Raw genomic sequence first — 24,329 nt, forward strand, 5'->3', positions numbered from 1 at the left:
GCCGGAGGAACCGGCCGTGTCGGTGTTGAAGATCTCGACGTGGTCGCCCTTGTTGATGCCCGCGGGGTACTGGCCGCCCTTGAGGGACAGGCCGACGACGACCTTGCCGTTCAGGTTAGTGGCGTTCTTGGTGAGCATCTGCCCGATGAGGATGGTCCCGGGGATCATGTTCACCGAGGCCTTGTACTGGGGCAGGGTGCCGCTCAGCGACCACGGGACGTAGTTGATCGAGGAGTCCTTGGCGACCCGCACTTCCTCGATGTCCGACTTGGTGACGGTCTCACCCGCCGCGACGGCCTTGGTGATCATCACCACCGAGGCCCGGTCCCCCGAGTTGAGCACCAGCATCGTCCCGGCGAGCGCACCGGCGAGGACCAGCAGCACGCCGAGCGCCGCCAGCATCGGCTTGCGCTCCCGCGGAGCCGAGGGAGTACGCGGCGAGGCGCCCGGGATCGGAGCCGCGGGACGCTCTTGTGTCCTGGAGGCCAACTTCTCTTCATCCCCGTTGAGTCGAGTCGATGCAGCGTCCGGGCCCGTGTCAGGAACCGGACATCAGGATTCTGACCCTGCACTGTCTAGCAGACACACCCCACCTTGAACAGGCGCGTCGGACCGAGCCGGGTGCACCTGACAAACGTCGAGTCTCCCTTGACGACGCGCGGCGTTGGGGGCTCGGTTCCCCCGCCCCGTCCGCCTGATTGCACCGACCTCGTTACCCCACTGCAACGTCCGCGGCGACAGCTCGTTCACGCGCTACCACAGTGCGCGCACGTCGCGCATCGGATATGCGGGATTCGGCCCAGGCTGCCGCTGGTACGCCTCCGCGGAAGGCCGTGCAGCGATGGCGGCGTCGCCGCGCGCGGCGTCCAGCCGGGCGCCGTCGGACCGTGCCGCCCGGTCGCCGTCCACCAGAAGGCTGCCAGGACCCGGGACGCGTCCCAGTGGTCGAGGCCGACGTGCAGCAGCTCGACGATCTCACGCGTGGCGCGGCACGCCCGCCCGGGACAGTAGACCGCCATGCGCAGATACGAGCGCATCGCGCGTGACGGGGACTCCTCCGCTCGTTGAGCAGGAACTCGTAGCCCCCGATGATGCTGTCCCACTGGGATCTGACGGAGAGTTGCCCACCCTCCCACCGCGGCGACCAGTCCACGTTGAACTCGGAGCCGCCGACGACGCACTCAGATCGCCGAGCCGCTCAAGCATCAGTACGACATCATCGACGAGCGCATAAAGAGAGTCGTAGGGGATGGTGGAGCGCGGGCGATCCCAGGTGAATCCAGAATTCCATGTTCCCGTTTCACCAATCGTGCCGAGTCGGTGTCACCGAGCCAGCGGATAAGCGTGCACTGGACCGTCGGGCCGGACCTTGACGAAGACCGTGTTCGCCTTGACGACGTTGCCGTCTGCCAGCGTCTCCGTGCTGGTACTCCCCTCGGGCCGGCGGAAGAACCCCTTCCCGCCTCCTTGATCGCTCGAGCACACGCCTCGCTCCAGTCGAGGCCGTGTTTGAAGTCGCCCACGTCCTCGGCGCCGTGCGCGAGGCGACTCCGACGCCGACGGATCCGGTCCGCTGCACGGTCTCGAGGGCCTTGCTGGTGGTCGTCGCCCCCCGGCCCGGCCTTGTCGAGGCTGCGTGCCAGCGTCCGCGGCCCGTTTGCGCAATCCGGCCGGACTGTTTTGTCCACACCCACCTGGCGCCCCCCATGGCGTCCGTCGATGCATCAGCGGTCAGTGAAGCTCGGAGGATCTCTCCACTTGTCGGGCAAGGGGAAAACAGCGCTTCGGCGTCCGGTTCCGACGAGCGCCGGTGTCGCGCGTGCAGCGATCGGCTGACATAGTGACCCACCGGTTGAAACACTCGGACGGTGGTCGGACCACATCAGCAACGGGGGCACGTATGCAGGTACCTGGAGACGGTGCCGACGCGATCGGAATCGATCCCGACAAACTCAACACGATGATCGGCGCGATCGACTCGGGCACCAAGGACGGCACGGGCGGCGCACCGGACGTGCTGGCCGGCTGGTCGTCGCAGGCGAACCGGATCGGGCTGGACACCTCCCAGCTGACCTCGCTCAAGAAGCACCTGTCCTGGGCTCAGGATCAACTGCCCATGCTGCGCAGACGCCACAGCCTCGCGGTCGACAGCCAGCGCGAGGAGGAGGACTACACCGGTGGCGGGGACGGCATGGTCAGCGGTGGCGCCGGCTCCCTGGGCAACTTCCCGACCCAGGCGGCCGCGCAGAAGGCCGCCCAGAAGGACGAGAAGGACTTCAAGGACGGCAAGATCTCGCTCCAGGACTACATGAAACTGCTGTCCGCCAACGAGAGCGACCCGGACTACGCCACGACGGCGGTGAACGCGCTCAACTCCGACCATCGGCTCGACGAGTTGCGGATGGACTCCGGGGCGTACGACCCGTCGAACCAGGATGCCGGGTCCTACGTGCTCGCCACCCTGCTCTCCACAGCGATGCACAACGGGGTCCAGGTGAAGGACGGGTTCGGCAACGACGACCTGTCGCTTCTCGCGCCGCTGGCGCAGTACGGCAATTTCCCCAAGTCGGTGCTGGTCAACCTGGGCATGCAGGCGACCGGTCCGGGCGGCGGCAACGCCATGTACGGCAACGACGTGTGGAACGCGATGGCGAACAATCCGGCCGCCTCGACCCAGTTCCTCCACGACTTCAAGGGCCGGCTCGGCGACTGGATCAAGCACGGCTCGGACCACCACGGCGGCATGGCGCCGGACCAGGCGGCGGCGTTCGCCAAGGTCATCAAGGCCGGGACGATTCCAGGGATGGGCAATGACCCCAACATGGCCGCGGACAACGCCACCGCTCTGATCAAGGCTTACAGCGGCAGCGACCATACCTACGGCCCGATCCAGAACGCCTTCGGCTCGATCATCAGCAACTACTGGTCGGACATGCAGGCGTCCGTCACCGACCCGGCGCCGCCCGGCGATCTCGGAGCAGGACACGTCTCGGTGAGCAGCGCCCAGTGGCAGGGGTTCATCCACGAGGCCATGCAGGACGGCACCACCGCCGCGGACCTGCTGAGCACGAGTCGCCAGGAGGCGACCACCCTCGCCCAGGAGAATCCGGACAACCCCGAGGCCCTGCACGCCGCCGGCCTGCTGAACGGTGTCTTCGGCGCCGAGGCCATGAAGGTGTACAAGGAAAAGGGCGACGCGGCGAAGAAGTGGCAGACCACGGTCACCAACGAGATCAATGCCACGATCACCACGGGTCTGGTGGTCGCCTTCGACCCGCCGATGGGCGCCGCCGACATCGCCAGCAAGCTCGCCCGTCCCGTCACGCGCAGCGTCGCCACCGAAGCGATGAAGCTGTTCATGCAGGACAAGGTGAGCGTCGACGGCGGCGGCAGCCCCGAACCGCCGAAGCTCGTGACCTGGCAGGACGACTGGACGCTCGCTGCGTCGATCGCCTACTCCAAGAACCATGACCTGGGGCATCCTCAGCAGTACGCCGAGATGTACTCGGACGGCAAGCCGTTCCTCAACTCGGGCGGACAACTGGTGGACAATGCCTCGCCCCAGCAGCAGGCCGCGTACAACGCCTGGTTGAAGGACCAGGACGTGGCACAGGCGACCGACGGCCGATTCCTCGACCTCGACCACGGCCGAATCAGCGGAAGGGTGGACGGAGAATGAGTCCCAGGTCCGGCCGCGGCGCCGCGGCCGCGCTCATCACCGCGGCGCTCGTGGTGGGTGCGGCCGCGTGCGGAGGCGGGAAGAGCGACTCCGGCGGGAAGAGCGCCGCCGGCGACGCCCGCAAGGGGGCCGTGGCGGCCTACTGGAACGCCTACTACGCCATCGGCGACGCCGCACAGCGCCGACCCGACGACGGCACGTTCGTTGCGTGCGGCGGCAGCTCCTCCGATTCGCTGCGCTACTCGGCGTACATGCTCCTCATGGGCACCTCGTCCAAGCAGCCCGGATTCGCGGCGGCCGTCACCCAACGCCTCACCGCGGCGGGCTGGCACCCCGCCGGGACGTACCAGGGGCTGCCGTCCGCGACCCGCAAGGGCGAGACTGCTGTGCTCAAGCCGGTGAAGTCGCAGGCGACTGCGTCGCAGCCGACCATCGGCCTCACGGTCCTCAGCCCGTGCACAAAGGCAGGCGGCGCCGCCAAGGGTCTGCTCGACACTTACTCGAGCAGCGCGGACAAGCTGAAGTCCCCCACGTCCTCGGACCCGTCTCCCGCACCCACCGCATTCCCTGATCGCTGATCGGAGGCGACCCCATGAGCAACAAGGTCGAAAGCCCCATGTGGCGCGCGCTCGACGACCTCTACAACGATGTCTCCGCCCATCAGACGACTGTCGCGCAGGCGTTGAAGGCCGCCGACAAGCAGATGGACAGCGGGAAGGGCGATGTCTGGATGGGCCCGGTCGCCCGGAGCTGGGGCAGCGACCTGCACGGCCACTCGGCCGGACTCGGCAGCCAGACCAGCGCCTTCCTGGACGCGGTGCTGAAGGAGCGCAACAGCCTCGACAAAGAGGTGACACCGCAGCAGGCCCACATGGAGCAGCTGCAGCTCTCCGGGCGGATCTGAGGCCGCCATGCAGCTCGCGCTGTCAGTCGTCACGGAGTTCGCCGGCCCTGTGCGGGATCTCGTGATCGATGCGCCCGAGGGCGCCACGGTCGGCGATGTCGCAGTCCAGCTGGCCGGGATGATCGACGGGAACCGGCAGCCTGCCCAGCGGGGCTTCGGACCGCCGTCGGCGTCGTTCGCCGGGTTGATGGCCCAGGCCGCGACGCCCGGCGGCGACAGCGTCGGCACCCTGTGGGCGAACGGGAACGCACTCCCCGCGGATCGCCCGGTTCAGCAGGCACTGCTGGACGGCCAGTTGGTCTGCCTGGATCCGCGCCTTGCGCCCGCCACGCGGCTCACCGAGCCGCAAGGGGTCGTGGACCTCCGGGTGGTCGGCGGTCCCGGGGCCGGCCTGGTGGCGCGGCTGCCGCTCGGGGTGGCCACGGTCGGTTCCGCCCCTGGATGCACCGTCCGGATCGAGGACCCTTCGCTCCCGCCGACCTCGTTGCGCATCGAAGTCGCGCCCGACGCCGTGCGGGTCGCGCCGGTGCCGGGCGCCGTCGCCGCCCTGGAGGGGACCGGTCTGGACTCCGCCGCGCCTACCGACTGGAGGGTCGGCGAGGTGGTCACGGTCGGCACGAGCCTGCTCTCGGTTTACCCGCCGTCCGTGCCGGACGCGTTCCTGTCGGCCTCGGACGACGGCGGTCTTGCCTTCAACCGCCCTCCGCGAGTGTCGTCGTACTCGCCGGGCAAGGCGGTCGTCCAGCCCAGACTGAGCGATCCGCCGGAGGGCGCCAGGCTGATGCTGGCGGCGTCCTTCGCACCGATGATCATGGGTGTGGCGGCCTGGTACTTCTTCAAATCGGCCTACATGCTGCTGTTCTGCGGGCTGACACCGCTGATGATGCTCGCGGAGTACTTCAGCGAGTCCCGCTACGGGAAGAAGAAGCGCCGCAAGGAGGTCAAGAAGTACCAGAAGGATCTTGCGGAGTACGAGCGCCAGCTGGAGTACCTGCGGATCCAGGACCGCGCCGAGCGGCGGGAGGGCTACCCGGACCCCGCCCAGACCCTCCTGGTTGCGACCGGCCCCCGACGGCGCCTGTGGGAGCGTCGCCTCGACGACGAGGATGCGCTGATCCTCCGGGTCGGAAGCGCCGACCAGCCTGCCGGAATCAAGATCCATGTGGCTGACCGGAGCGACGAGGCGCCGGTGCCGCCCACGGTGGAGAGCGCGCCGGTCTGCATCGAGTTGGCGAAGGCCGGAGTGGTCGGCCTCGCGGGCGCCCGGGAGTCGATGGGCGGGCTGATGCGCTGGCTGGTGGCGCAGAGCTGCGTCCTGCAGAGTCCTCGCGATCTGTCGCTGGTGCTGCTCGCTCCCGGCCCGCAGGCCGAGGCGGACTGGAACTGGTTCCGCTGGCTCCCGCACGCACGGCCGCGCCAGGGGCAGCAGTGCCGGGCCCTGCTCGGCAACGACGGGGAATCGGTGGGTCGCCGGGTCGCCGAGCTGGTCGCCGAGATCGACCGCCGTATGAGCGTCCGGCAGAGCGGCGGCGGGATGGTCTCGGCGCTCAACCGCGATCCCGCGATCCTGGTCGTGCTGGACGGCGCCCAGACCCTGCGGCGCGTCCCCGGGCTGCCCCAACTGCTCATCGACGGGCCGAAGGTCGGCGTCTACTCGCTCTGCCTGGACCGCGAGGAGCGCCTGCTCCCCGAGGAGTGCTCCGTGGTGGTTTCCGACGACCGGGCCGCTCCGGGCACGGTCGTGCTCCGCGGTGCCGGCCTCGATCGGCTGGGACGAGTCGTGGCCGATCAGGTGACGGTCGCCTGGTGCGACCGGACGGCCCGCGCTCTGGCCCCGGTCCGGGACATCAGCCGTGACGAGGCGGACAGTGCGCTTCCCACCTCGGCCCGGCTCCTGGACCTGCTCGGTATGCCCGATCCCGACGCGGACCAGGTGCTTCAGCGGTGGGCCCACACGGGCGGCCGCACCACCTGCGTTCCCCTCGGCTACGGGCCGGACGGCGTCTTCGAGCTCGACATCAGCCGGGACGGGCCCCATGCGCTGGTCGCGGGCACGACCGGAGCGGGCAAGTCCGAGCTCCTGCAGTCCCTGATCACCTCGCTCGCCGCCGCGAACGATCCGGAAGCCCTCAACTTCGTACTGATCGACTACAAGGGCGGTTCGGCGTTCCAGGACTGCGCCAACCTGCCGCACACCGTCGGCATGGTGAGCGACCTCGACGCGCACCTGACCGAGCGGGCGCTGGAGTCGCTCGGCGCGGAGCTGCGCCGCCGGGAGCGCCTGCTGTTCGACGCCGAGGCCAAGGACATCGAGGACTACTGGGACACGAAGGCGCTGAGGCCCGAACTCGAGCCGATTCCGCGGCTGGTACTGATCATCGACGAGTTCGCCTCGCTGGTGGCCGAGCTCCCGGACTTCGTCGCCGGCCTGGTCGACATCGCCCGCAGGGGACGCTCGCTGGGCGTGCATCTGGTCCTGGCCACGCAGCGCCCGGCAGGTGTGGTGAGCGCCGAGATCCGCGCCAACACCAACCTGCGGATCTCGCTCAGGGTCACCTCCCCCGACGAGTCGAACGACGTCATCGACGCCCCGGACGCGGCGCTGATCGGGAAGTCCACCCCGGGCCGCTGCTATGTGCGGTCCGGGGCCTCGGCGCTGCGACCCGTCCAGACCGCGCGGATCGGCGGTCGGAGGCCGACCACCACCGCAGCCGTCCCGGTCTCGGACGTCTCGCCGGCGGGCTGGCGCGATCTCGCCTATCCGCCGCCGCCCCGCCCGGAGGCCAAGGGCTCCGGGGCCGATCTGACCACCGACATGGCGGTGCTGGTCGCCGCCATCGCGGACGCGGCTGTCCGCCAGGGCAAGTCCGAGCAGCGCCGCCCGTGGCTGCCGCCACTGCCGGATTGCGTGACCGTGGACGAACTGGCCGATTCCGGCGCGCCCGCTGCGGGAGTGCCGTCGACGGGGACCTCGGTCGCGGCCAACCTCCCAGAGGTGCCGTATGGGCTCCTCGACCTCCCGGCCCAGCAGGCGCAGGTGCCGCTGACGTTCGCCGCGTCGGGCACCGGCCACCTCCTGATCGCGGGATCGCCACGGTCGGGACGCACCACCGCGCTGCGGACGCTGGCCGGCTCGCTCGCGTCCCGGCTCTCCCCGGCCGACCTCCACGTCTACGCGCTGGACTGCGGTTCGAGCGGTCTGCTGCCGCTGGTCGGGCTGCCGCACTGCGGCGCGGTCGTGACCCGGGACCAGACGGATCGGGTGGAGCGGCTGCTCGCCCGCCTTCAGGCCGAGGTGTCGCGGCGTCAGCAGCTGCTCGCCGCCGAGGGCTTCTCCAGCGTCGCGGAGCAGCGCCGGGCCGCCGCGCCGGAGGACCGGCTGCCCTGGATGCTGCTGATGCTCGATCTCTGGGAAGGCTTCCACACGGTCTTCGAGAGCTACGACTTCGGCAGGCTCGTCGACGACGTCCTGCGGCTTCTCCGCGAAGGCGCGGCGGCCGGGCTGCACGCGGTCGTGACGTCGGACAAGAGCGGCCTCGGCGGCCGGATCTCCTCGGTGTTCGAGGAGCGGCTGCTCCTCCGGATGTCCAACCCGGACGACATGGCCATGGGCGGCGTCGCCCCGAGGAGCATTCCCAACAACATGCCGGACGGCCGGACGCTCCGCGTCGCCGCGCGGGGCGTCCTGGAGGCCCAGTTCGCACTGCTCGACGCGGATCCGTCCGGCATGGCGCAGACGTCCGCCGTGCAGGCGATCGGCAGGGCCGCCACCGAGCTGCACGCCCGACCGGTTCCGGCGCAGCGGCCGATGCGGGTCGACGCCCTGCCGCCCCGGATCGGCTACGAGGAGATGCTCGGGCTCGGCGACCAGGTGGCGCCCGCCTCGCCGCTCTGGGTGGCCCTTGGCGCGGGCGGCGACGAGCTGCTGCCGCAGGGGTTCGACCTGATGGACGAGGTCCCCGGGGTGGTCATCGCCGGGCCGCCCCGCTCCGGCCGCTCCACCGCCCTGATGGCCGTCGCCCGGCAGCTCCTCGGCCGCGGCGTCCCGGTGCTGGCCGTCAGCCCCCGCCGCTCGCCGCTGCGTGAACTCGCCGGCCGCGAAGGGGTGCTGGGCGTCCTCTCCGCGGACAGCACCGCCCTCGACATCGATCAGGCGCTGGAAGGGCACGACCGTTACGTCGTCCTGGTCGACGACGCCGAGCTGCTCCAGGAGCACGAAATGGCGGACCGCCTGGAGGAGTTGGTCCAGGCGGCCCAGGACGCGGAGCAGGGCATGGTCGTCGCCGGCGCGGCCGATGTGCTGACCTCCCAGTACCGGGGATTCGTGGTCCAGGCGCGCCGCTCCAAGGCCGGCCTGCTGCTGGCCCCGGGAGGCAACGAGGGCGAGCTGTTCGACATCCGCCTGCCCCGCAATGCCGGATCCGGCCCGGCCGGACGCGGAATCCTGGTCCGCGGCGGCCAGCTGATGGGGGTCCAGGTGCCCGTGGGTTGACCCTGTCCGTCAACCACAGCGGTAGGCGGCCGCCCGGACCGCTCTGTCGGCCGAGCGCCGCTACCCGGGGTTGGAGACAAGGACCCAACCCCGGTTTGACGCCTCCGGTGGCCCAGGACTCCTAGAGTTCAACTCGGATCACACGAGAGTCGGAAAACGAGCACGGCCTCACTCACTCAGGAGACGTCATGGCCACAGTGAAGGTGACCCCGCAGGCCCACGCGGACGCCAAGAAGATGCTGACCATCATCAACCACGATCTGGGCAGCGCGATGAGCACCCTGAAGACCACGGGTGACCGGCTCAGCCAGAAGGACCACTGGGAGGGCCCGAAGGCCGACCAGTTCCGCGGCCAGGTCTGGCCCGACGCCACCTCTCAGCTGAAGAAGATGCAGGACGCTCTCGGCAAGCTGCAGCACGAGGTGACCCAGATCCTCAACAACATCCAGCAGGCCGGTTCCTGACCTGGCCATGCGCCTCGAGGGCCCGGTGGGGTGATGCGGTCGACCGCATCACCCCACCGGGCCCTCGGCCGCTCGGCGCGGCACGACGAGCCCGCTCTCGTAGGCGAGCACGACCGCCTGGGCCCGGCTGGAGAGGTTGAGCTTGGACATCGCCCGGTTCAGATGGGTCTTGACGGTGCCCTCGGTCACCACGAGCCGTTCGGCTATCTCGCCGTTGCTCAGCCCGGCCGCGACCAGGCGAAGCACATCCGTCTCCCGGGCCGTCAGCGCCTCGGTTCCCTCGGCAGCGAGCCTGACGGCCCCGGCGGCGCCGTCGTCCTCGGACGACTCCTCCTCAGGCGCCCTGGTCGCGCAGTACGACTCCACCAGGCGGCGAGTCACCGTCGGAGAGAAGAGCATGTCCCCGTCGGCGACGGACCGAAGAGCCGGAAGGAGGCGCTCCGGCGGCGTGTCCTTGAGGAGGAACCCGCTGGCTCCCGCGCGCAGCGCCTCGTACACGTACTCGTCGTGATCGAAGACGGTGAGGATCAGCACCTTCGGCGGGTCGTCGGAACACGCGTCGAGGATGCGGCGCGTGGCGGAGATGCCGTCGGACTCAGGCATCCGGACATCCATCAGGACCACATCCGGCCGAGTCGCGCGGGCCATGGCCACAGCTTCTTCGCCGTCCGTCGCCTCGCCGACGACCTCGTAGCCGGCCGTGGCGCGCAGAATCGCCGCCAGGCCGGCCCGGATCAGCACCTGGTCGTCCGCGATCAGCACTCGTGTCACGTCGGGTTCCCCGTCTCCCCAGTCGATCGCACGATCATCTGTCCTTGCCGGAGGCGAACGGCAACCGCAGATCGACGGAGAATCCGCCGCCCGGAACCGGGCCGGTGCTCACCGAACCCCCGTAGAGCGCTGTACGCTCCCGCATCCCCGTCAAGCCCTTGCCCCCGCTGGGCAACTCCACCGGGTGAGTCGAACCCGACGGCTTCCGCCCATCGTCCAAGACATGGAGCCGGAGCTCCTCGGTTCCATAGTGAAGAACGATGTCGACAGACGCGCCTGGTGCGTGCTTGAGCACATTGGTGAGCGCCTCCTGCGCCACACGGTAGACGCAGAGCTCCAGCCCGGCCGTCAGCCTCTGCTGGGCTCCGGTCACCGTGTAAAGGACCGGAACGCCGGACAGGCCGATCCGCTCGATCAGCACGGGGAGCTGCTCGATGCCCGGCGCGGGCCGATCCTCGCGATGCCCGGACTCCCGTTCCTCGTCGGGCCGGAGCAGGGTGATCAGGCGGCGCAGTTCGGCCAGCCCCTCGCTGCTCACCTCGCTGATGCTCAGCAGGGCCTGCTCAGCGGTCTCCCGCTCGGTGGACAGGACATAGCGGGCCATACTGGACTGAACCGCGATCACTGAAAGGTGATGCGCCGTGACATCGTGGAGCTCACGGGCGATCCGCACCCGCTCCAGCAGTACGGCTTGCCGCTCCCGCTCCCGCTGCCCCTCCTCCAACCGGACAAGTTGCACCTCGGCCGACGCGCGCTGCCGGAGCAGCAGCCGTCTGCCGTCCGCGGCCCAACCGAGCAGCGCGATCCCCAGCAGGCCCAGCAGCGCCGCATCCGGGACACCGTGCGACCCGTGACGCGCCGCGGCGAACACGACCGCCGCCCAGAGCAGCGCCCCCGCCAGCACGCCCTTGCGCCGGCCGAGGCGCGCCACCGCGGTCCCGTACGCTACTGCGGGAGCGATCATCAGGGCCACGGCAGGAAGTGCGGCCGCAGTCCCGCCGATCATCGCGGCCAACGTCACCGCGAAGACGGACTGCGGGAACCTGCGCCGGAGGACGAGCGCCACCGATTGGGCCAGCAGCAGAACCCCAACCGCCCGGCTGTCCCCTCCACCACCGGCCGACCCCATCTCCACGAACCGAAGGCCGACGGCCGCGGACAGGACAGCGATCACCGCGTCCTGGGCCATCGGGCGCCTCACGGCCCATCGTCGCAGGTCACTTACTTCGGGCCGCATAGCGACAGACTAACCAGCCGGGCGTTCACCGAGCCAGGGCGGTCATGTTCCGGTCAGCGCTGCGCGTCCCGCGGGCGGTGACGGAGGTGGAAGTGGCGGCCCAGCCAGCCGTGGGTGTGGCGGGCCGGTTCCGGGTGGGCGGGGGCGGCCGGGTAGCCGTGAGCGGGGGTGTCCATCCGCATCACCGTCTCCGCGTGCAGGGCTATGCCCGCCGTCAGCCCCGCCGGGAGCCAGCCCGCCGGGGCGGTGAGCAGCGCCGCCGCACCGTCCGGCCCGACCAGCTGGGACGGCGTGGGGCGGTGCGCCGGGTCCTTCGCCAGACAGGCGCGGACCACCTTCAGCAGCGACGTCGGAACCCCCGTCAGGTCCGGGTCGTCGTGCACCACCTGGTAGAGCATCCCGGCCGTGGAGCCGTCCCCGAAGGGCGAGCGCCCGGTGGCCGCGAAGACCAGCACCGCGCCCAGCGAGAAGACGTCGGAGGCGGGCGTCACCTCGTCGCCGCAGGCCTGCTCCGGCGACATGAAGCCGGGCGAGCCGATCACCGTCCCGGCGCGGGTGAGCGAACTGCCGTCGGCGGCGCGGGCGATGCCGAAGTCGATGACGCACGGCCCGTGCACGTCCAGCAGCACATTGGGCGGCTTCAGATCGCGGTGCACCAGCCCCGCCCGGTGGATGTCGCCGAGCGCCTCGGCGAGGCCCGCGCCCAGCGCGCGCAGTGAGTCCTCCGGCAGCGGACCGTGCGCCGCCACCGCCGCGTCCAGATCCGGCCCGGGGACGTAGTCGGTGGCGAGCCACGGCGAGGCGCACTCCAGGTCCGCGTCCACCACCGGCGCGGTGTGCTTGCCCTCGACGGTGCGCGCGGCGGCGACCTCGCGCCGGAAGCGGTCGCGGAAGACCGTGTCGGACGCGTACTCGGGCAGCACCACCTTCACCGCGACCGTCCGCCCGCCGGGCGAGCGCGCCAGGTAGACGCGCCCCATCCCGCCCACGCCGAGCCGCGCCAGCATGCAGTACGGCCCTATGTGCGCCGGGTCGCAGTCGGCCAGCGGTTCCATCACGCCCAACTCCCCGTCCATGCCCAGGATTCTCCGCCGAGCACGAGCACGATACGGCATTCGCCTACGATCGGTTCGTCAGTCCGGCAAGGGGAAGGCGGTACGACCGGGACGGCACCAACCCGGCGGGGCAGACCGCACCCAACTCACGCATCGCCATCCCCGTTCGTCGCCCGTCACGGCCGGACCAGCCTATGATCCGACTGGCAGGCGGAACATGCGGATGGGCCCACGGGGGACGAGTACATGCTCAGCAGGACGCAGCTCACCAGCGGCCCCGCGCTCGCGGTGGCCGGGGTGGTGGCGGCCGCGGTGGTCGGCGCGGGGGTGGTGGTCACCCGGCCGTTCGACGCGCACGCGGCGACGAGCCCGTCCGCCAGCGCCGCGCCCGGCTCCCGCCAGCAGCTCCCGGCGGCGTCCGCGTTCCCCAAGCCGCCGATCGCCACCGCGCCCGCCGGGTACCGGACGGTGACGGAGGCCGCGGCCGGCTTCTCGCTCGCCGTGCCGAACGGCTGGAAGCGCACCTCCGAGGACGGCGGCACGCTCTTCCTCTACCAACCGCCCACCGGCGAGGCGATGTTCAAGGTCCTCGTCATCGGCGACGGCTCGGACGCCGATCCCCCCAGCGCCCTGCACACCGCCCAGAACACCGCGCGCCAGCTGGCCGGCTACCACGGCACCAAGCGGATCGGCGACATCACCGGCAACACCGTCCTCGGCATGCCCGGCGCCCGCTACGAGTCCACCGCCATCGACGTCAAGGGCAAAGGCAAGGGCAAGGGCAAGGGCAAGGCCAAGCAGCCCTACCGCGCCGTCCAGGAGTTCCTCATCGACCCGGCCGGCCAGGAATGGGTCCTCACCTCCACCGACGACGAGTCCGCCGCCGGCGTCAAGCAGGCCCGCGCGCGCTTCCAGACCCTGATCGGCAGCTTCCGGTTCACCGAGAACTACGGCTGACGCGCCGCGCGCGACGGCACGCGCCACGGCGCGTCATCGGGGCGGCAGGCGGTAGAGGTTGGTCGAGAGCGCGATGAAGAAGGCACCGGCGCCCGTCGCCAGGTGGAAGTCGCCGCTGTTGCCGGTGAAGTCGCCGGGATAGCTGTACGTCCACTGGTGGCGCCCCGTCGCGCCGTCGAAGGCCTGGACGCCGTCGCGGATGTAGTCGGCGAGGTAGACCATGCCGTTGCCGGCCGCGAGGACCATCTGCTCGTCGACCTCCGAGGCGAGCAGCGTCTCCCAGATCCGCCGGCCGGTCCTCGGGTCCATGGCCACCAGCAGTTGGCCCTGCCGGACGTAGACCCGCCCGTCGGCGACCGCCGGTGCGCTGAACGTCGCCCCGTGCCGGTTCTCGGCCGTCCAGACCGTCTTCCCGGTGGACGGGTCGCAGACGGTCAAGCTGGTGGCCGCGTCGGCTCCGTCGACGATCAAGAGGTTGCCGGCGCACGGCTTCAGGGCGGCGACCCCGCCGCTGTGCCGCTCCCTGCTCCACAGCAGGCTGCCGTCCTTGGTGGAGCGCGCCCACAGGCGGTACGAGTCGGGCTGCTCGGAGCGGTAGGCCAGCACGTCGCCGATGACGGTGCCGCCCATCTCGTCGGCGGTGCCCTTCGGATCCGGCACCGGCGGGGTGCTCCAGGCGACGCGGCCGGTGAGCGGCTCGAATCCGGTGATCCGCATCGGATACGCGGCGCTGGGCGTCCGCTCCGAGCAGTAGACGAGCCGGGAGTCGGCCGCCACCACGCGGTTGACCGCGTAGCCGCCGGCCGGCTGGTAGGTGCCGCGCTGGTGCCCGCTGATCAGGTCGTAGCAGCCGATGCCATAGCCGGTGGAGGTGTCGGTGACCGCCGGGACGGTGCCCTGGACCACCCAGGGCGGGTTGTAACCGAAGATGTGGGCGCCGCTGGTCCACAGTTGGCGGCCGCGGGCGATGTCGTAGGCGACCAGGGCCACCGAGCCGGAACCCGTGTCGAGCGGGGCGACCAGGACATGGCCGTGCACGGTGAAGGCGCCGTCGACGGGGATCATCGTCTTCCGCCAGGTCGCCAAGGGGGCCTGGCCGGGCTTGCGCGGCGGCTTGGGCTTCGGCTTGGGCTTGGGGGCCGTGGCCGCGTACGCCCAGGCGGTGCCGCCGCCGACCGCGACGAGGCCGCCGCCGGCGATCCCTGCGGTGAGCAGGCGGCGCCGGGACGGCGAGGAGCGCGGCGGGACGGTGGCCGTGGAGGCGCCGCTGGGCGTCAGGGTGGTGGCGACCGCGGACGGCCCGGACGGCGCCTCCAGCCGCATCACCCGCGAGGCATGCGAGACGATCGCCGACGCCACGGGCGCGGGCAGCCAACCGCCGGAGGCGGAGAGCAGCGGCGCCGCCCCTTCGGGGCCCGCGAGTTGGGACGGGCTGGGGCGCTGGGACGGGTCCTTGGCGAGGCAGGCGCGGATCACCGGGAGGAGCGAGTCGGGGATGCCGGTGGTGTCGGGGTCCTCGTGGACGACCTTGTACAACTGGGCGGCGGAGTTGGGCGCCTTGAAGGGGCCGTTTCCGGTGGCGGCGTACACCAGCACCGCACCCAGCGAGAAGACGTCCGAGGCCACCCCGACCCGCTCGCCCTGCGCCTGCTCCGGCGACATGTAGCCGGGCGAGCCCACCACCAGCCCGGTACGGGTGTAGCCGTCGCCGTCCACCGCCCGGGCGATCCCGAAGTCGATGACCCGCGGACCGGCCACGTCCAGCAGCACGTTGGACGGCTTCAGATCACGATGGATCAGCCCGGCGGCGTGGATCTCGGTCAGCGCCTCCGCCAACCCCGACCCCAGCGCCCGCAACGAGTCCTCCGGCAGCGGACCGTGCGCCGCGATCGCATCCTCCAGCGACGGCCCCAGCACATACGCCGTCGCCAACCACGGCACGGCGGCCGTGACATCGGCGTCCACCACCGGCGCCGTATACGTCCCCGACACCGCCCGCGCGGTCTCCACCTCCCGGGCGAACCGCGCCCGGAAGTCCTCATCTCCCGCCAACTCGGGACGGACGACCTTCACCGCCACCGTCCGCCCGCCGGGCGAGCGCGCCAGATACACCCGCCCCATCCCGCCCTCGCCCAACAACCGCAGTGTCCGGTAACTGCCCAGCATCTGCGGGTCGCCCGGACCCAGCTCACGCATCGCCATCCCCGTTCGTCGCCCGTCACGGCCGGACCAGCCTATGATCCGAAGGGCAGTCGGAGCATACGGACCGGCTGCGAACAACGGGGTACGGGGGACGGGGGACGGGGACATGGTCGGTCGAGCTCAACTCACCAGCGGGCCGGTATTAGCCGCGGCCGGAGTACTGGTCGCCGCCGCGGCCGCGGCGGCGGTCGTCGCGACCCGGCCCTTCGACGCGCAACCACCGACCGCGCAAGCGTCGGCGCACGCCTCGCCCACCGTCAGGGTCCATGTCCCCGCCGCCTCGACGCTCCCCAAGCCGACGATCACCGCCGCGCCCACCGGGTACCGCATGGTGACGGAGACCGCGCCCGGCTTCGCGCTCGCCGTGCCGAACGGCTGGAAGCGCAGCGTCACGGACGGCGGCTCCACCGTCGACTACAGCCAACCGGGCAGCGCCGAGGCCGGTTTGGACGTCACCGTGATCGGCGACGGCTCGTTCTCCGACGAGACCAGCGCCCTGCACACCGCGCAGACCATGGCGAACAACTCCACCGGTCACGGAGGCGGCAAGCTGGTGGGCGCCGTCACCGCCAACACCGTCCTCGGCATGCCCGGGGCCTGGTTCGAGCTGACGGCGACGGACACCAAGTCCAAGAAGCGCTACTGCGCCTTCCAGGAGTTCCTCATCGATCCGGCCGGCCAGGAGTGGGCGCTCTACTCCAGCGACGATGCCACCGCGGCCGGCATCAAGCGCACCCACGACCGGTTCCAGACCCTCGTCAAGAGCTTCCGGCTCTCCGCGAACTACTACTGATCCTGGGGAGGTTCAGTTCAGCGGAACCCGGTACAGCTTGGTCGCGACAGCGACGAAGAGGCTGCCGGCGGCCACCGCCAGGTTGAACGTCGAGGCCCTGCCGCTGAAGTCCCCCGGATAGCTGAAGGTCCACAGATGCCGTCCGGTCGCGCCGTCGAAGGCCTGGACGCCGTCGGCGAGCGCGTTGGCGAGGAAGACCATTCCGCTGCCGGCCGCGATCCGCAGATCGCTCACGTTGTTCGAGCCCAGCAGGGAGTCCCAGAGCGGGTGCCCGGTCCGCGGGTCGTAGGCCATGAAGAGCTGGCCGCGCCGCAGATAGATCCGGCCGTCCGCCGCCACCGGTGCGGTGAACGTGGCCTGGTGGCGGTTGTCCGCCGTCCACCCCGCCGTGCCGGTGCGCAGGTCACGGGTCATCAGGCTGCTGCCGTCGCCGGCGCCCGCCGATTCGACGGTCACCAGCCGGCCGCCGGCGGGGACCAGGGCGTCGACGCTGCCGGCGCTGTGCCGCGTCCTGCTCCACAGCAGGCTGCCGTCCTTGGTCGAGCGGGCCCACAACCGGTACAGCTCCGCGTCCTCCAGTCGGTAGACGAGCGCGTCGCCGACGATCGTGCCGCCCGCCTCCGCGATGCTGGTCGTCCGATCCGGTCCGGACGGGACGCTCCAGGCGACGCGGCCCGTGAGCGGGTCGACGGCGGTGATCAGCTCCGGTGACTTGCCGAGGTCGTCCTTCCCCAGCGCGCAGTAGACGAGCCGCGCGTCGGCCGCCAGCACGCGCTTGACCGAGTAGTTGCCGGCGGGCCGGTAGGTGCCGCGCTCGTGCCCGCTTGTCAGGTCGTAGGCGCCGAGGGCGTCCACGAGATCACCGGTGTTCGTGATCGCGGGGACGACGCCCCGCAGCACCCAGGGCGGATTGGCGCCCTCGATCTGCGACGAGCTGGTCCACAGCTGCCGGCCGTGGGCGATGTCGTAGGCGCCCAGGCTGGTGGAGCTGTCACCCGAGAGCGGGGCGACCAGGACGCCGCCGTGCACCGTGAAGGGGCCGCCGACCGGGATCATCGTTTTGCGCCAGGTCGCCAACGGGGCCTGGCCGGGCTTCCGCGGCGGCTTGGGCTTCGGCTTGGGCTTGGGCGCGGTGGCCGCGTACGCCCAGGCGCCGCCGCCCCCGACCGCGACGAGGCCGCCGCCCGCGATCGCCGCCGTGAGCAGCGCGCGCCGGGACGCCGCGGAACGCGGCCGGGCGGCGGGCCCGGACGCCTGGGCGGGCGGGATCGTGGCGGGCGGCGGCGGTGCCGCGGGCGGCGCATCCAGCCGCATCACGCCCGCGGCATGGGCGACGATCGCCGAGGCGACGGGGGCGGGCAGCCAGCCGCCGGACTCCGACAGCAGCGCCGCGGCACCGTCCGGTCCGGCCAGCTGCGACGGCGCCGGCCGCTTCGCCGGATCCTTGGCCAGGCAGGCGCGGATCACCGGGAGCAGGGACGCCGGGACGCCGCCGAGGTCGGGGTCCTCGTGGACCACCTTGTACAACTGGGCGGCGGAACTCGGCCCCCGGAAGGGGCCGTTGCCGGTCGCCGCGTAGACGAGGACCGCACCCAGCGAGAAGACGTCCGAGGCCACCCCGACCCGCTCGCCCTGCGCCTGCTCCGGCGACATGAACCCCGGGGAGCCCACCACCAGCCCGGTACGGGTGTAGCCGTCCCCGTCCACCGCCCGGGCGATCCCGAAGTCGATCACCCGCGGACCGGCCACGTCCAACAGCACATTGGACGGCTTCAGGTCGCGGTGGATCAGCCCCGCCGCATGAATCTCCGTCAGCGCCTCCGCCAACCCCGACCCCAGCGCCCGCAGGCTCTCCTCCGGCAGCGGACCGTGCGCCGCGATCGCATCCTCCAGCGACGGCCCCAGCACATACGCCGTCGCCAACCACGGGACCGCCGCCTCCACATCGGCGTCCACCACCGGCGCGGTGTAGGTCCCCGACACCGTCCACGCCGTCTCCACCTCCCGGGCGAACCGCGCCCGGAAGTCCCCGTCCCCCGCCAACTCCGGACGGATCACCTTCACCGCCACCGTCCGCCCGCCGGGGGATCGGGCGAGGTAGACCCGCCCCATCCCGCCCTCGCCCAGCAGCCGCAGCGTCCGGTAGCTCCCCACTAACCGCGGGTCGCCGGTGCCCAACTCACGCATGACCATGGAAGATCAGCCCCCCTGAGTCTCCGAGTCCTCTGTCTGCTTCGGCATCTGCCGCTACTTCGCGGGTATTCGGTAGAGCGCGGTCCCCAGCACCGCGTAGAGGCGGCCGCCCGAGAGGGTGGCCGTCCAGTTCTGAGATGCGGTGGACGCATCGCCGGAGCGGAAGGTCCACAGCTGCTTGGAGGAGGAGGCGTCGAAGGCCTGGATGCCCAGGGATCCGGTTTCGGCGACGTAGACCGTTCCGGAGCCGGCCAGGACCGTGGCCTGGCCGTCGATGCCGTACACCAGGTCGACCGACCACTTCTGCTGGTGGGACGCGGTGTCGTAGGCCACCAGGCTGCGGCCCGCGACGACGAAGACCGCCCCGCCGGTGGCCGCCGGGGCGGAGACGCCGCCGTCGCCGTCGCCCGCCGTGGCGAGGGGGGTCGGCGTGCCGGGGCCGCGCAGCGGGAACCGGAGCAGCCGGGCCGTCCCGCTGTCCGGGTCGTTGCTGCCGTCCCTGACGTAGACCGTCCCGTCGGCGATCACCGGCATGGGCGCCGGGGAGGTGAGCTTCCCGGACGCGTGCCAGGCCTCGCCGCCGTCCGCCGTCGCACGGCACGTCAGATAGCCCGTCCCGGAGGCGTAGACGAGGCTGCCGCCGTCGAGCGCGGCCGCCGCGCCGGTGCCCGGGGCGCCGCCCGCCGGTAGCGGCTTCGTCCAGCGCGGGCGCCGCGTCGACAGGTCCACCGCCGTCAGCGACCACGCCCCGCCGGCCGCGCGGACGACGAGGTAGGCGGCCGTCGCGTCGGCGGCGAGCACCTGCCACGGGGCGCCGGGGCGGTCGTCGAGCCGCTGCTGTCCGCCGCGCGCGTCGTAGCCGCGCAGTTGGGCGCCGTCCCGCAGCAGGACGGTCTTGCCGCCGCCGACCACGGGCTGCCCGGAGATCGCGCTGCCCGGCTTCTTCCACAGCGTGCGGTGCGACGCGGCGTCCACCGCCACCACCGCGGCGCCGGAGGACGGTGCGGCCGTCGGGTCCACCGGGAGCAGCACCGTTCCGCCGCTGACGACGGGCCGTCCGGCGGAGGACGCGGGCGGGACGGTCGTCCGCCAATCGGCGTCCGGGGCCTGGCCGGGGGCGCGGGTGGGGCCGGTGGACGGCGAGCCGGAGCCGCCGACCAGCGCGGTGATGCCCCAGGCCGCGCCGCCCGCGACCACCGCGCCGCCGCCGATGGCCGCGGCGAGCAGCTTCCGGCGGGAGGGGCGCCCGGGGCCGGACGGCCCGCCGCCGACCTGCGTGGTCCCGGCGCCGGAGGCCCCCGGGCCCGACGTGCCGGCCCCGCCGGCCGAGCCCGCCCCGGCTGCCCCACCCGCTCCGCCCGCTCCGCCCTCGCGGACGGTCGCCGCGACCGGCTGCGGGAAGTGGTCGGGCGCGTCCGGCGCGTCCATGTCCATGATCGACGCGGCATGGGAGGCGATCGACGAGGCCAGCGGCCCCGGCAGCCAGCCGCCCGACTCCCCGAGCAGCGCGGCGAGTCCGCCTTCCCCGGCGAGCGAGGCCGGCTGCGGACGCTTCGCCGGATCCTTGGTGAGGCAGGCGCGGATCACCGGGAGCAGCGACTCCGGCACCCCGGTCAGCTCCGGCGGCTCGTGGACGACGTTGTACAGCTGCACCGCCGACGGGCCGTCGCCGAACGGCAGCACCCCGGTGGCGGCGAAGACCAGCACCGACCCCAGCGCGAAGACGTCCGAGGCGGGCGTCACCTCGGCGCCGGAGGCCTGCTCGGGCGACATGAAGCCGGGCGAGCCGATGACGAGCCCGGTGCTGGTCAGCCGCTCCTCGTCGAGGGCGCGGGCGATGCCGAAGTCGATGACCTTGGGCCCGTCCACGGCCATCAGCACATTGGACGGCTTGAGGTCGCGGTGCACCAGCCCGGCGGCGTGAATGTCCGTCAGCGCCTCGGCGAGGCCGACCCCGAGGGCCCGCAGGCTCTGCTCGGGCAGCGGGCCGAAACGGGCGACGGCCTCGTCCAGCGGCGGGCCGAGCACGTACTCGGTGGCCAGCCAGGGCGTCGCCGCGTCCGGATCGGCGTCGACGACCGGCGCGGTGCAGCGCCCGCCGACCCGGCGGGCGGTCGCGGCCTCGCGGGCGAAGCGGCGGCGGAAGGCGGTGTCGCCGGCGAGTTCGGCGCGCACCACCTTGATGGCCACCGTCCGGCCGCCGCCGGATCGGGCCAGGTAGACGCGGCCCATGCCGCCGGCGCCGAGCCTGGCGACCAGCCGGTAGGGTCCCAGCGTCAGCGGATCGGCCGGCTCCAGCGGCTCCATCTCTGCCCTCTCCCCCGTTGCGCGAGGCGGCGGCGGGGTGCGCCGCGCCTCGGTGTCGACGCCCTGCACCCTACGACACGGCAATCGCGCGGTGTGCGGCGTCCGTTGGCCCCGGTCCGGCGTCCGCCGCGCGCTACCGAACGGTAGCCAAGCGCGGCGCTCCCGCCGTAGGCTCGCGCGCATGACGGAACCGTCACCCCGATCCCCCGAGGACAGCGGCGCGACCACCCAGGACAGCGGCGCGACCGCCGAGGTCACCCGTGCCGACGCGGTCGTCGTCGGCGCGGGCCTGGCGGGCCTCGCCGCCGCCGCGGAGCTCGCCGAGGCCGGACGCCGCGTGGTCGTCGTCGACCAGGAGCCCGAGCAGACCCTGGGCGGCCAGGCCTGGTGGTCCTTCGGCGGCCTCTTCCTGGTCGGCTCCCCCGAGCAGCGCCGGCTGCGGGTGCGCGACTCCGAGGAGCTGGCCCTCCAGGACTGGATGGGCTCGGCCGCCTTCGACCGCGACGAGGACCACTGGCCGCGCAAGTGGGCCGAGGCGTATGTGCACTTCGCCTCCGGCGAGAAGCGCGCCTGGCTGCACTCGCTCGGGATGCGCTGGTTCCCGCTGGTGCAGTGGGCCGAGCGCGGCGGCTACCTCGCGGGAGGGCACGGCAACTCGGTGCCGCGCTTCCATGTCACCTGGGGGACGGGCCCGGCCGTGGTGGAGCCGTTCGTGCGGCGCTGCCGGGCGGCCGAGCAGTCCGGGCGCCTCAGCTTCCTCTTCCGCCACCGCGTCACCGGCCTGACCAGGAGCGGCGGCACGGTGGACGGCGTGGAGGGCGAGGTGCTGGCGCCGTCGCCGTCCACCGAGCGGGCGGAGAAGACCTCCCGGGAGACCGCGGGCGACTTCCGCGTCCAGGCGCCGGTCGTGGTGGTCACCTCGGGCGGGATCGGCGGCAATCACGAGCTGGTGCGGGCCAACTGGCCGGCCGACGCCGGGCAGCCGCCGGCCGAGATGCTCTCCGGGGTGCCGGACTTCGTCGACGGGCTGATGATCGGCCACACCGCCCGCGCCGGCGCCCGCGTCATCAACAACGACCGGATGTGGAACTACCCGGAGGGCATCACCAACCACAGCCCGGTCTGGAGCCACCACGGCATCCGGATCCTCTCCGGGCCCTCCCCGCTCTGGCTGGACGCCGAGGGCACGCGCCTGCCGGTGCCGCTCTTCCCGGGCTTCGACTCGCTCGGCGCGCTCTACCACATCACCCGGAACGGGCACGGCCACTCCTGGTTCGTCCTCAACCGGCGCATCATCGAGCACGAGTTCGCACTCTCCGGGTCCGAGCAGAACCCGGATCTGACCGGGAAGGACTGGCGGGCCGTCCTCCGGCGGGCGCTGCCCGGCGCCACCGGGCCGGTGGAGGGCTTCGCCAAGCGCTGCGAGGACTTCGTGATCGCCCGGACGGTCCCGGAGCTGGCCGCGAAGATGAATGCGCTGACCGCGGACGGGGCGGGCAAGGAACTGGTCGACGCGGACGCGCTGGCCCGCACCCTCGTCGACCGCGACCGCGAGGTGGCCTCCAAGCTGGGCAAGGACCTCCAGGTCATCGCCACTTCGCAGGCGCGCCGGTTCTTCACCGACCGGGCGGTGCGGGTGGCCCGCCCGCACCGGATGCTCGACCCCAAGGCGGGGCCGCTGATCGCGGTGCGGCTGCACGTGCTCACCCGCAAGACGCTCGGCGGGCTGGAGACCGACCTGGACGGGCGCGTGCTGACGGCGGACGGCTCGCCGCTGGACGGCGTCTACGCGGCCGGCGAGGCGGCGGGCTTCGGCGGCGGCGGGGTGCACGGCAACCGGGCGCTGGAGGGGACGTTCCTGGGCGGCTGCATGTTCTCGGGGCGCGCCGCCGGGCGGGCCGCGGCCAAGGCGCTGGGCGACTGAAGCCGACTGAGGCCGTGAGCGGCCGGCACGACACAGGTCGCGCCGAGGCCGTCCCCCGTGCGGCCCCGGGCGACCCGTGGCTGGATCCGATCGAATCAGACGATCGAACCTGATGAGCCTTCAGTCCACATACTGGAAAGTACGTCCAGCATACGAACAGAGTGGCTATTTCACCTGAGCGATTTCCCCGGGCGCGACGAGCGCTAAACGCGCCGGTCGGATTCGGCCGGTCCGCGCGTCCCGACCAGGTCCAGCAGCCGCAGCGACGCCTGAGTCCACCAGGGCACCGACAGGCCCAGCGCCCGGCCGTTGAGCATCGGCATCCCGTCGCGCAGGGCGTGCAGCACGGCCGGCATCGTCCAGGCGTACTTGGCGGCGGCGGTGGTCAGCACCGCCCGCCGCACCTGCTCGCGGACGTCGCCGCCCTCGCCCGAGCCGCCGGTCGGCCCGGCCTCCGCCGCGGCCTCCGCGGCCACCTCCGCCAGGCCCAGCGCATAGCCGTCGACCACCTCGGCGAAGAGCCGGTCCGCCTCGTCCGGCCGCACATGGAAGTCGAACACGGTGTCGAAGACCAGCGTCGCCGCGTCCTCGCCGACGCCCCCGTGGCCGGTGAAGGCCCAGTCGATCGCGCCGAGCCGGCCGTCGTCCTCGAAGAGGTTGTAGGGGTGCAGATCGAAGTGGCAGAGCGTGCGGGGCAGCGCCTCGACCTCCGCCAGCCGCTCCTTGCGCGCCTCCCACAGGGCGCGGAACTCCGCAGCGCGCTCGCGCACGCCGGTGCCGTCCAGGGCGGGGTGCGCCCAGGCCCCGCCGTCCCACAGGATCGCGCCCTGGTCCTCGCGGATCTCCTGGTAGGCGGCGAGCCAGCGGCGGCCCAGCCAGGGCCGGCCCGGCAGCCGATCGCCCGTCAGCCGGCCCTGCAGGCGCGCGACCCGGCGCGCGAGCCGGTGGTAGTGGTCCGGCGGCCATCCGGCGCTGGCCCAGCCGCCGACCCGCTCCATCCACAGCGCCACGGTGCCGTCCGGACGGTCCGCCACCAGGTAGGTCTCGGGGATGTGCAGCTCCCGCTCGACGGCGCCGCGCAGATCCGCGTCGGCGAAGAACTCCGCCTCGCGCCGCCAGTAGTACCAGTGGTCGGGCTCGTCGCCGGCCCGCCAGTGCGGATGGCCGCCCGCGGCGTCCGCGTCCCGCTGCAGCACCTTGAGGACGGCCTGCCAGCCGTCCCCGGTGACCGTCCAGACGCCAGCCGTGCCGGAGACGATGGGCGTGGAGAGCGGCTCCGCGTGCGCGGGCTCGCCGCCGGGGCGCGGCTCGCGGCGCCCCGCGGCGCGCACCACGGCGGCCACCTCGTGCG

The 24,329-nt window shown here is 72.4% G+C and carries 15 protein-coding genes and 1 pseudogene; 8 read left to right on the top strand and 8 right to left on the bottom strand.

What is annotated here, in order from left to right; genetic code table 11:
* A pseudogene (locus tag BIV57_RS08065) lies at positions 1–402 on the bottom strand (hypothetical protein); the annotation flags it as partial.
* Positions 403–1,810: 1,408 nt separating this feature from the next.
* Between BIV57_RS08065 and BIV57_RS08070 the strand changes: the two are divergent.
* The 5 genes from BIV57_RS08070 to BIV57_RS08090 all read left to right on the top strand — a co-directional run bounded on the left by BIV57_RS08070 (position 1,811) and on the right by BIV57_RS08090 (position 9,539).
* Complete coding sequence (locus tag BIV57_RS08070) at positions 1,811–3,679, top strand: hypothetical protein (RefSeq protein ID WP_139275525.1); 1,869 nt, start codon at positions 1,811–1,813, stop codon at positions 3,677–3,679.
* Complete coding sequence (locus BIV57_RS08075; RefSeq protein WP_071655992.1) at positions 3,676–4,257, top strand: hypothetical protein; 582 nt, start codon at positions 3,676–3,678, stop codon at positions 4,255–4,257. The genes BIV57_RS08070 and BIV57_RS08075 overlap by 4 nt, the downstream gene beginning before the upstream one ends.
* 14 nt (positions 4,258–4,271) lie before the next feature.
* Entirely contained in the window at positions 4,272–4,583 is a 312-nt protein-coding gene (locus BIV57_RS08080) for a hypothetical protein (RefSeq protein WP_071655993.1), read from the top strand.
* Between the two features lie 49 nt (positions 4,584–4,632).
* The gene (locus tag BIV57_RS08085; RefSeq protein WP_336445736.1) at positions 4,633–9,075 is read left to right on the top strand and encodes an FtsK/SpoIIIE domain-containing protein; all 4,443 of its coding nucleotides are present in this window, start codon (positions 4,633–4,635) and stop codon (positions 9,073–9,075) included.
* A 188-nt stretch (positions 9,076–9,263) separates the two neighbouring features.
* Positions 9,264–9,539 (top strand): WXG100 family type VII secretion target, encoded by a 276-nt coding sequence (locus tag BIV57_RS08090; protein WP_071655995.1) that lies wholly within the window; start codon positions 9,264–9,266, stop codon positions 9,537–9,539.
* 48 nt (positions 9,540–9,587) lie between these two features.
* Here BIV57_RS08090 and BIV57_RS08095 read toward each other — a convergent pair whose 3' ends face one another.
* From BIV57_RS08095 to BIV57_RS08105, 3 genes are read right to left on the bottom strand one after another with little or no spacing between them, the layout of a single operon-like run.
* Positions 9,588–10,310, bottom strand: coding sequence for a response regulator (locus BIV57_RS08095; RefSeq protein ID WP_071655996.1), 723 nt, complete (start codon positions 10,308–10,310; stop codon positions 9,588–9,590).
* Positions 10,311–10,344: 34 nt separating this feature from the next.
* Positions 10,345–11,547 carry a sensor histidine kinase gene (locus tag BIV57_RS08100; RefSeq protein WP_071655997.1) on the bottom strand — a complete coding sequence of 401 codons (1,203 nt, stop codon included), beginning with the start codon at positions 11,545–11,547 and terminating at the stop codon, positions 10,345–10,347.
* Between the two features lie 53 nt (positions 11,548–11,600).
* The gene (locus BIV57_RS08105; RefSeq protein ID WP_071655998.1) at positions 11,601–12,623 is read right to left on the bottom strand and encodes a serine/threonine-protein kinase; all 1,023 of its coding nucleotides are present in this window, start codon (positions 12,621–12,623) and stop codon (positions 11,601–11,603) included.
* Between the two features lie 225 nt (positions 12,624–12,848).
* Here BIV57_RS08105 and BIV57_RS08110 point away from each other — a divergent pair, with 225 nt between their 5' ends.
* Positions 12,849–13,559 carry a hypothetical protein gene (locus BIV57_RS08110; protein WP_071655999.1) on the top strand — a complete coding sequence of 237 codons (711 nt, stop codon included), beginning with the start codon at positions 12,849–12,851 and terminating at the stop codon, positions 13,557–13,559.
* 33 nt (positions 13,560–13,592) lie between these two features.
* Here BIV57_RS08110 and BIV57_RS08115 read toward each other — a convergent pair whose 3' ends face one another.
* Entirely contained in the window at positions 13,593–15,755 is a 2,163-nt protein-coding gene (locus tag BIV57_RS08115) for a protein kinase domain-containing protein (protein ID WP_139275527.1), read from the bottom strand.
* 112 nt (positions 15,756–15,867) lie between these two features.
* Here BIV57_RS08115 and BIV57_RS08125 point away from each other — a divergent pair, with 112 nt between their 5' ends.
* Positions 15,868–16,554: a hypothetical protein gene (locus tag BIV57_RS08125; RefSeq protein WP_139275529.1), complete on the top strand. Its 687-nt coding sequence runs from the start codon at positions 15,868–15,870 to the stop codon at positions 16,552–16,554.
* A gap of 12 nt (positions 16,555–16,566) precedes the next feature.
* Here BIV57_RS08125 and BIV57_RS08130 read toward each other — a convergent pair whose 3' ends face one another.
* Positions 16,567–18,741 carry a protein kinase domain-containing protein gene (locus BIV57_RS08130; RefSeq protein ID WP_107409507.1) on the bottom strand — a complete coding sequence of 725 codons (2,175 nt, stop codon included), beginning with the start codon at positions 18,739–18,741 and terminating at the stop codon, positions 16,567–16,569.
* Between the two features lie 60 nt (positions 18,742–18,801).
* On the bottom strand, positions 18,802–21,054 hold the full coding sequence (locus tag BIV57_RS08135) for a protein kinase domain-containing protein (protein WP_071656004.1): 2,253 nt from the start codon (positions 21,052–21,054) through the stop codon (positions 18,802–18,804).
* Between the two features lie 181 nt (positions 21,055–21,235).
* Between BIV57_RS08135 and BIV57_RS08140 the strand changes: the two genes are divergently transcribed.
* On the top strand, positions 21,236–22,978 hold the full coding sequence (locus BIV57_RS08140; RefSeq protein WP_071656005.1) for an FAD-binding dehydrogenase: 1,743 nt from the start codon (positions 21,236–21,238) through the stop codon (positions 22,976–22,978).
* Between the two features lie 203 nt (positions 22,979–23,181).
* On the opposite strand, the gene BIV57_RS08145 is transcribed toward BIV57_RS08140, so the two are convergent.
* Positions 23,182–24,329: aminoglycoside phosphotransferase family protein (locus BIV57_RS08145; protein ID WP_217651705.1), on the bottom strand; the 1,148-nt coding region annotated here is incomplete at its 5' end.

Source organism: Mangrovactinospora gilvigrisea, assembly GCF_001879105.1.
Taxonomy (GTDB): Bacteria; Actinomycetota; Actinomycetes; order Streptomycetales; family Streptomycetaceae; genus Mangrovactinospora; species Mangrovactinospora gilvigrisea.